Genomic DNA, 7,272 nt, shown 5'->3' with positions numbered 1-7,272 from the left:
GATATATCATGATTTTTAAAAGGTTAAATCGAAAAATGTTATAGCATTCCAAATCATAAAAATTTATGACAAAGTGATAGAAATCATCATTAAAAAGGAATGTTATTCTTAATAATCAATCTAACCTGTTAAATAGTATCTCCAGTTATTCCATTAAATACTCTTCAATCCTTTCCCTATCAACAATTAGAAAACACTCTTTGGATTCCTTAATAATACCTCGCTTAATTAAATCACTCATAAAATAGCCAACCCGAGAGCGAGTCGTACCTACAACATAAGATAAGTCTTGATAAGAAATTTTATTTTTAATTAAAGATACATTTTCACTATTAACTTCTGAGGACATTCTCATTAATGTATAGGCTAATCTTTTCTCACTATTAAAAATAACAAAGCTAGAAATGGTTTTTTGATGCTCCATAATTTTATTTGACATGTAAATTATGAAATCATAAAGTAAATCTTTCCCTTTCATATCTTCTAAAAGCGAAATAACATTTATTTTTTTTATAATACAGCCCACTAAAGCTGTTGCTGTTTCTGGAATAATATCTCCAGAGAATCCACTTTCACCAAAAAAATCACCTTCTTTATAAAAACCAATATTACATACCTTACCATCTCTTGTTTGAGTGGAAATTCTCACATGCCCTTTTTCTATAAAATATAAGTTACCTCGTCCTCCATTAACATATATATACTCTCCCTTATTAAATCTTATATTTTTAACATACACTCCATTTTTATAAGCAAAGTCAATAATACTATCACTGAAATTTTTAGCACTGCTACTCATTAGTATCATCCATTATTCTAATAAGGAAAACATGAGTAATTAAAATTATTGCAATATGTTATTGTAACCAATAAAACAAAACCAGCGAATTAGCTTAGTAAAAAATAATTTCACATTTAACCCCTTGGCAATAAATAAAAAAACCCACATGTTCCCTACTGTTATTTTAATTAATTATTTATTTTTAAAAACAATGGCTATAAATATAAAAAACTTAACCTTCAATTACCTTTCTTATAAAGATAATTTGTATTGTCAGGATAAGATGCTCAATATTGAGCATCTTATCCTGACAATGAATTAGTTTTTTCATTCAGCATGTTACTAAAAATGAATGCCGTCTAGAAGACGGCACTTCATCAGCCTCCTATGGTCACGTATTCAATTTGTTGCTCCTGGTGTATGCTCTTCACTTTTCAGGAAAGCAAATAGTGACAGTAGAAGTGAAATGTTGATTTTTTCAACAAACTGAGTTGGTGCGAAAACACGCTACAGGCCAAGGGGTACGTCAGTGTTATCGTTATCGATCTTGCAATGAATAATGCTGGCATCTGTGCCACTGCCAGTGCCCTGAATATTAGTATTAATGCCGTCGTTCGCTTTTTAAAAAACCGTCCCTCGATGCGTAACCTCATTACCGCTGGAACAGGTGGTAATTCAGCTCATCGGTGAAATCGATGAGATGTGACCATTTGTCGGAAATAAAATGCAATAACGTTGGTGATGGTATGCTTGGGAGCCTCGTCTGAAGCAGATTATTGTGCACATCTTCGGTAAACGCAGCAAAAAGACACTGAAGAAACGACTCAAGAAATTATCGCGCTTTAAAGTCGCTTTTCGGTGTACCGATAATGTGAAACCTTAAAACGTGCTACCCACAAATAAACACCTCATCGGAAAAAGTTTCACACATCGTATTAAACGTGAAAACCTCACCCTCCGAAATCGAATTAAACGACTGAATCGTAAAACATTGGATTATTCAAAATCACCGGAAATGCATGACAAAGTCATCGGGACTTTTATCGAAAGAGAATATTATATTTAAGGTAAATCAATAAATTGAATACGTGACCCTTTTTCTCTTCTGGAGTAAAATTGATTTATATTTTGGAGAGCAGAGTGACATTTTAAACTTGCAATAACAAATGGTTGAGGAAAATCGAAATAGCAACCACCGCTAAGTGGCTACTTAAGATAAGTATTTAATTATAAGCCAATAAATTATTACTCTTTATTCACCATTTTTTTCAGACTGAATTAGCCCGTCAAAAATATCAGATGGTATTGCAGTTATTTTCTTTTTCAGAAGATCAACAAAAAACAATACAACCTCACACTGGTTAATGACTTCTCCATGACGGTTACTGATGGACTGCTCTATTCTCAGGCGTGTTTTTTCCATTCCAGTTATAACTGTTTTTATGTGAAGTAAATCATCAAGGAAAGACGGAGGAAGATATTCGAGGCCAATTTTCCTGACAGCAATAAATATTATGATTACAGAATATTATTTCTATATTGGCATTAATTTTTAAGAAGTTTTTGTCCAATTTCATTCTAACGACAACATCTCAAAAAATACTTTCTCTGAACATTGTCGTTATGAAAGTTATAAGCCAAGTTCATTGGCGATGATATTACGCTGAATATCTGATGTCCCTGAATAAATGACGGATGCAATGGAGTTGCGTAATTCTCTTTCGGCATGACTGTCAGCAAGATACCCCTTTGCTCCGTAGATCCGTAATGCATCCATTGATAACTGTGTGTACGTTTCAGATACAAACAATTTTGCGCAAGCCGCTTCCATCGTGGCATCTTTCCCTGCGTCTTTTAAGCGTCCCACCCGATAGACAAGTTCACGTGCGGCATCCAGATTAACCTTCATGTCTGCGATACGATGTGATATAGCCTGATTTTTCCCGATGGGCTGCCCAAACTGTTTCCGTGTGCGTGCATGGGTAATGCATCCGTCAAGGCTGCGGCGCATTGCTCCCAAGGCTGTAGCGAGAATACATCCACGCTCATACTCCATGGCACTTTCAAAGATCTTAATACCCCGTCCTTCCCGCCCTAATATGGCATCCGCGGGGATACGGCAATCCTTCAATACAACCCGCCCCATTTGTGCGGTACGTAACCCCATTTTTTCCAGCGGTTGACTGACCTCTATACCTGGTGTGGATGATTCGACAAGAAAGGCGGTGATACCCAAAGGGCCGAGTGTGGGATCAATTGTGGCATAGATAACATAAAGGTCAGCAATAGGAGCATTTGTGATATAAGTTTTCATTCCATTAAGAATATAACAATCACCACTTCTTACTGCGTGAGTGCGCATAGAGAAAACGTCGGAACCCGCTTCATCTTCTGTCGAGCCATTAGCACCGATTAACGTTCCATTTAATAGACCGGGTAAGAAACGAGAACGTTGGGCCGGCGTACCGTGGATAGCAAGTTGCATCGTCACTGTCCACAGGTGAGCGTTGAGTGAAAACAATAGCCCCATATCTTCGCAACCGTATCCCAGACCTTCCATGATAGACAGAAGATCAGATAATGAGGCCCCTTCACCACCATATTCTTCAGGTATGCCCATTTTAAGTAACCCGAAATCTGCGCATTTTTGCCAACCTTTCTGGAAGAACGTCCCGTTACGATCAGAGGCTGAGATATCTGTCTTCAATTGCTCATAAGCAAAACGTTCGGCTTTATCACGCAATAATAGCCGTTTTTCATCCAGTTGATTTGTCATGGTTTCGTTGCTCCAGAAATTGTTGTTTCAGAAATTGATAGTCAGTTTTACCCGTAGAAGTTCGTGGAAGTTCAGGCAGGTAACTGAAATAGTCAGGGAGCATGTATCGTGCAAGCCGTTTATGACAATACTGACTCAGCTCTGTCAATGATAGCTGAGGATAATAAGACACCAGAAAAGCAGTAATTATCACTTCTCCATCTATCTCTGTACTAATAACTGCACTGTCAGAGAGTTTAGGGTGAGTTATCAGGCATGACTCAATCTCATCCAGTTCTATCCGGTATCCATGGCGCTTGATCATACGATCGCGACGTCCCATGAAAATGTAACCTTCTGGTGAGGAACGAACTACATCTCCCGTGTTGTACCAACATTTGCCGTTAAGGTAAAAGATACTCTGGGCGGTTTTCTCCTGATCATTCCAATAACCAGCAAAAACAGAATCTCCTGAAACACATAACTGACCTGATTCACCTTCCGGCACGGGCTGAAAATGTTCATTGACAACAATCGTTTCACAATGAGTACAAGGACTGCCAATGGATAATGACTCCAGACGATTCTCAGGAATAGGCGCGGGTACTTGGTAAACAGTACATACATTAGTTTCTGTGGGACCATACAAGTTGAAGTAATCGGCTTTAGGCCACAGATTCATCAACTTACGTAATTTGGTAATAGGGAAAATCTCTCCTGCAAATAGTACGAGGCGTAACTGGTTAGGGATATGGGCTTTTTGATACTGCTCAGCCAAAATTCCCAAAATTGCAGGAGCAGAATACCAGATGGTAATTTCTCTGCGGGCAATAAATGAAGCCAGATGGCGTGGACTTGCGGCAAGATCAGTATCGATCAGATGAATGCAGGCCCCATTCTTCACAGAGACATAAATGTCGAAAATTGACAGGTCAAAATGAAATGGGGCGTGACTGGATATTTGATCTTTTGCCGTCACCCTGAAGAAATCTGAAGCCCATTCAACGAAACTCACTGAGTTACGATGGCTTATGACTACACCTTTCGGGATACCAGAAGAACCGGATGTGTACAGTATGTAGGCAGGGCGATTTGCATCAGGTGTTCCACGTGGATAATCAGGCTCTTTTTCACTTTTTTCCGTGGATCGTTTTTCTATAGATAAAATATCCCGTACCTGTAATGCCCCGCTTGTTTTTTCTCCAATTGCCTGTATCACAATGATCTGAAATTGAAAGTGAGGAGCAACTTGTGTCAGGTATACTGCGGACTCGGGATCGGTCAGAATGCAACGAACATGACAATTATCAAATACGGCGAATGCCCGTGAAGCGGAGCTATTCACATCGGCGGGTACGTATACAGCACCTAAACGAAGTACACCAAAAATGGCGGCAAGGGTTTGTGGTTTTTTGTGCATGAAAATACCAACACGATCCCCCATCACAACGTCTTTTTGGTAAAGAAAAGTCGCAACTTGATCCGCAGCATCAGAAAGCTGCTTGTAACTCATTGTTGAATCGTCAGAACCAATGACTGCACAAGCTTCGGGATGTCGTAAGACAGAATCATCTAAGTACTTAGCCAGATCGACTGAAGACCCAGTTTGTTCCTTTAATACTGTCGCTATCATTACTTGCCTGCTTCTGATGAATTATCAGCCACTTTTTTTTCAACAACATAGCGTGATATTTCACGAATAGTCGTAAAACGTATTCTTGGATCACTGACACCAACGATAATATTGAACTCATCTTCAATGAATGAAACCAGACGCATCATTGCCAAGGATGAAAGTATCCCTGATTCTCCTAAATTCAGATCATCAGTAATATCAAGGTCATTTCCTTTTAGGATATCGTCGATAATAAAAGCCCGGATTTTAGTCAAGGTATTAGTCATAATAACTTTCTCTATCAGTCAGTAATTAATGTAATGGATGAAAAATGTTCACAGTGGGTTTATAGCAGTCTCATAAGGGTGCCAGAATAACGTCAGGCCAGCGGAGTATGGCGGCTGAAGCTTCTGCCTGACCACCAAACCCGTACAGAAGTACAGTATCACCGGGTTTAATGTCACCGGCAGCAGCGGCTGTATATGCATTGAATGGCATCAACACCGGCCCAATATTAGCAACCTGTGGGAAAGTATTTACCACACGGTTAAGTTCTACTCCTAATACACTGGCCGAAAACTCTGCGTGCCAGGCTGTCGGAGTATTCACAACAACAAAGTCAATATCGTTCAATTCAAGCCCGGCTTTTGCCAGAGCACCCTTTGTTGTCTGCACGAGATACTCTTCAGCCGTAGCGCGTAATACGTGGGAGATAGAAGGATCTACACGCAAGCGGATTTTTTGCCCGAGGGGGGTTGTTCCTGAGGTATCCTCGACTGCATCAAGCAGCCAGGTGCCACAGGTTTTTCCTGTATGCAAAGATTCAGCGCCCAGTAAACCAGAACCAGCTTCTACCGGCCCAACCAAAAATGCTGCCGAAGCATCTCCACATAAACGCAGGGTGACATCGTCAGGTTCGATCGCCCGCGATAGTTTGGATGTTGTTATGACTAAAACTCGTTCTTTTAACCCTGCTTGCACCCAGGCACAGGCTGTCAATAATGCTGTCATGGAACCACCACAGGTTGCTTCTATGTTAAAAGCACCGCCGCCAGTTCCAATTAGCTGAGCAAGATACCCGGCATCACCTGAGCCAATCCGATCCGGAAACATTGACACTGAAATCAGACAATCTACCTCTGCCGGAGAAACACCCGCAGCACCCAGTACACGATGTGCGGCTTTAACGCCTAGCTCCACACTTCCTTCGTTAGTTGCTGCGATTCGGCGTTCGACACTACCGAAAAAAGGATCGTCCAGATAACGTTCCATCGCGGCATCATAGGGGTTAATTTTACGATGACTGGATACACCACATGCTCCCGCTACTATTATTGACTGCTCTTGAGGCATATCTTCACACCACCAATCATTTGTACGCACCTCATCAGGCAAATATACGGCAATAGCCTGAATTCCTGCTGCTTGCATATAGTCTCCTCATATAATAAAGCGGATTACCTAAAATCATGCGGCATGAATTTGCGTTCTGATTTGCAGGCAATAAAATAAATTCGAACTAAAAATCAGTTGTATGATAAATGCAAAAGTTAACTTTAAATACTCTAAATTTATTGACCTATTAAATTGATGATTCCAAATCAATGTTTCTCTAATATTGCTTAAAAGTGGGCGTATAATTTCACATTATTTTATTTAATTACGCTACAATAAATATTGTTATTAAAATATTAAGTAATGTGATTCTAAAATCGGTCACGAATTCAATTTGTTGATGGTTGTGTATAATTGCCATTTTTCGGGGAAGTCACATGGCAACTGCTAAAGTAAAATGTCGATTTTGTCAGCAAACTGAATACATCAAAAAACATGGCAAAGATGAGGCAGGGCACCAACGCTATCGTTGTTTATCCTGTAAACGAACCTGTCAACTTGAGTCCGCCAATGAATAAAATAAATCATTACTCATATCAGAGATATATAACTCACGAAATATTATTTTCTTTATTGTAAATTTACTTCACATTGAATGAGTGTTTATTTTATTTACTCTCATTTCATTTTAGTATCAATCACATTGATGAATTCGTTGATTATCCTCCATGAAAACAGAGTTTAATCGACCTTATTCGCTATTTTTAAATAAATAACCTTTTATTA

The 7,272-nt window shown here is 39.5% G+C and carries 6 protein-coding genes and 2 pseudogenes; 2 read left to right on the top strand and 6 right to left on the bottom strand.

The window, feature by feature from the left end; translation table 11 throughout:
* Positions 1-145: 145 nt before the first annotated feature.
* Entirely contained in the window at positions 146-799 is a 654-nt protein-coding gene (locus AACX68_RS04205; protein ID WP_228860674.1) for a Crp/Fnr family transcriptional regulator, read from the bottom strand.
* Between the two features lie 473 nt (positions 800-1,272).
* Between AACX68_RS04205 and AACX68_RS04200 the strand changes: the two are divergent.
* A pseudogene (locus tag AACX68_RS04200) lies at positions 1,273-1,847 on the top strand (IS1 family transposase).
* Between the two features lie 186 nt (positions 1,848-2,033).
* Here the strand turns inward: AACX68_RS04200 and AACX68_RS04195 are convergent.
* The 5 genes from AACX68_RS04195 to AACX68_RS04175 all read right to left on the bottom strand — a co-directional run bounded on the left by AACX68_RS04195 (position 2,034) and on the right by AACX68_RS04175 (position 6,582).
* A complete protein-coding gene (locus AACX68_RS04195; protein ID WP_339389275.1) occupies positions 2,034-2,273 on the bottom strand; it encodes a hypothetical protein in 240 nt (79 codons plus the stop codon).
* Positions 2,274-2,411: 138 nt separating this feature from the next.
* Positions 2,412-3,557 (bottom strand): acyl-CoA dehydrogenase family protein, encoded by a 1,146-nt coding sequence (locus AACX68_RS04190; RefSeq protein ID WP_228860672.1) that lies wholly within the window; start codon positions 3,555-3,557, stop codon positions 2,412-2,414.
* Positions 3,538-5,169, bottom strand: a complete 1,632-nt coding sequence (locus AACX68_RS04185; RefSeq protein ID WP_228860671.1) for an amino acid adenylation domain-containing protein — start codon at positions 5,167-5,169, stop codon at positions 3,538-3,540. The genes AACX68_RS04190 and AACX68_RS04185 overlap by 20 nt, the downstream gene beginning before the upstream one ends.
* Positions 5,169-5,438, bottom strand: a complete 270-nt coding sequence (locus AACX68_RS04180) for an acyl carrier protein (protein WP_228860670.1) — start codon at positions 5,436-5,438, stop codon at positions 5,169-5,171. The genes AACX68_RS04185 and AACX68_RS04180 overlap by 1 nt, the downstream gene beginning before the upstream one ends.
* A gap of 70 nt (positions 5,439-5,508) precedes the next feature.
* Positions 5,509-6,582 (bottom strand): 3-oxoacyl-ACP synthase III family protein, encoded by a 1,074-nt coding sequence (locus AACX68_RS04175; RefSeq protein ID WP_228860669.1) that lies wholly within the window; start codon positions 6,580-6,582, stop codon positions 5,509-5,511.
* A gap of 341 nt (positions 6,583-6,923) precedes the next feature.
* Between AACX68_RS04175 and AACX68_RS04170 the strand changes: the two are divergent.
* Positions 6,924-7,055: pseudogene (locus AACX68_RS04170) on the top strand (IS1 family transposase); the annotation flags it as partial.
* Between the last annotated feature and the right edge of the window lie 217 nt (positions 7,056-7,272).

This window comes from Xenorhabdus sp. PB61.4 (assembly GCF_963894935.1).
In the GTDB taxonomy this organism is placed as follows: Bacteria; Pseudomonadota; Gammaproteobacteria; order Enterobacterales; family Enterobacteriaceae; genus Xenorhabdus; species Xenorhabdus stockiae.
This window is presented reverse-complemented; position numbering and strand designations above follow the sequence as displayed.

Coding starts and splice junctions, on each gene's coding strand:
- AACX68_RS04190 (WP_228860672.1), bottom strand. CDS start 3,557: ATGACAAATCAACTGGATGAAAAACGGCTATTATTGCGTGATAAAGCC.
- AACX68_RS04175 (WP_228860669.1), bottom strand. CDS start 6,582: ATGCAAGCAGCAGGAATTCAGGCTATTGCCGTATATTTGCCTGATGAG.
- AACX68_RS04205 (WP_228860674.1), bottom strand. CDS start 799: ATGAGTAGCAGTGCTAAAAATTTCAGTGATAGTATTATTGACTTTGCT.
- AACX68_RS04180 (WP_228860670.1), bottom strand. CDS start 5,438: ATGACTAATACCTTGACTAAAATCCGGGCTTTTATTATCGACGATATC.
- AACX68_RS04185 (WP_228860671.1), bottom strand. CDS start 5,169: ATGATAGCGACAGTATTAAAGGAACAAACTGGGTCTTCAGTCGATCTG.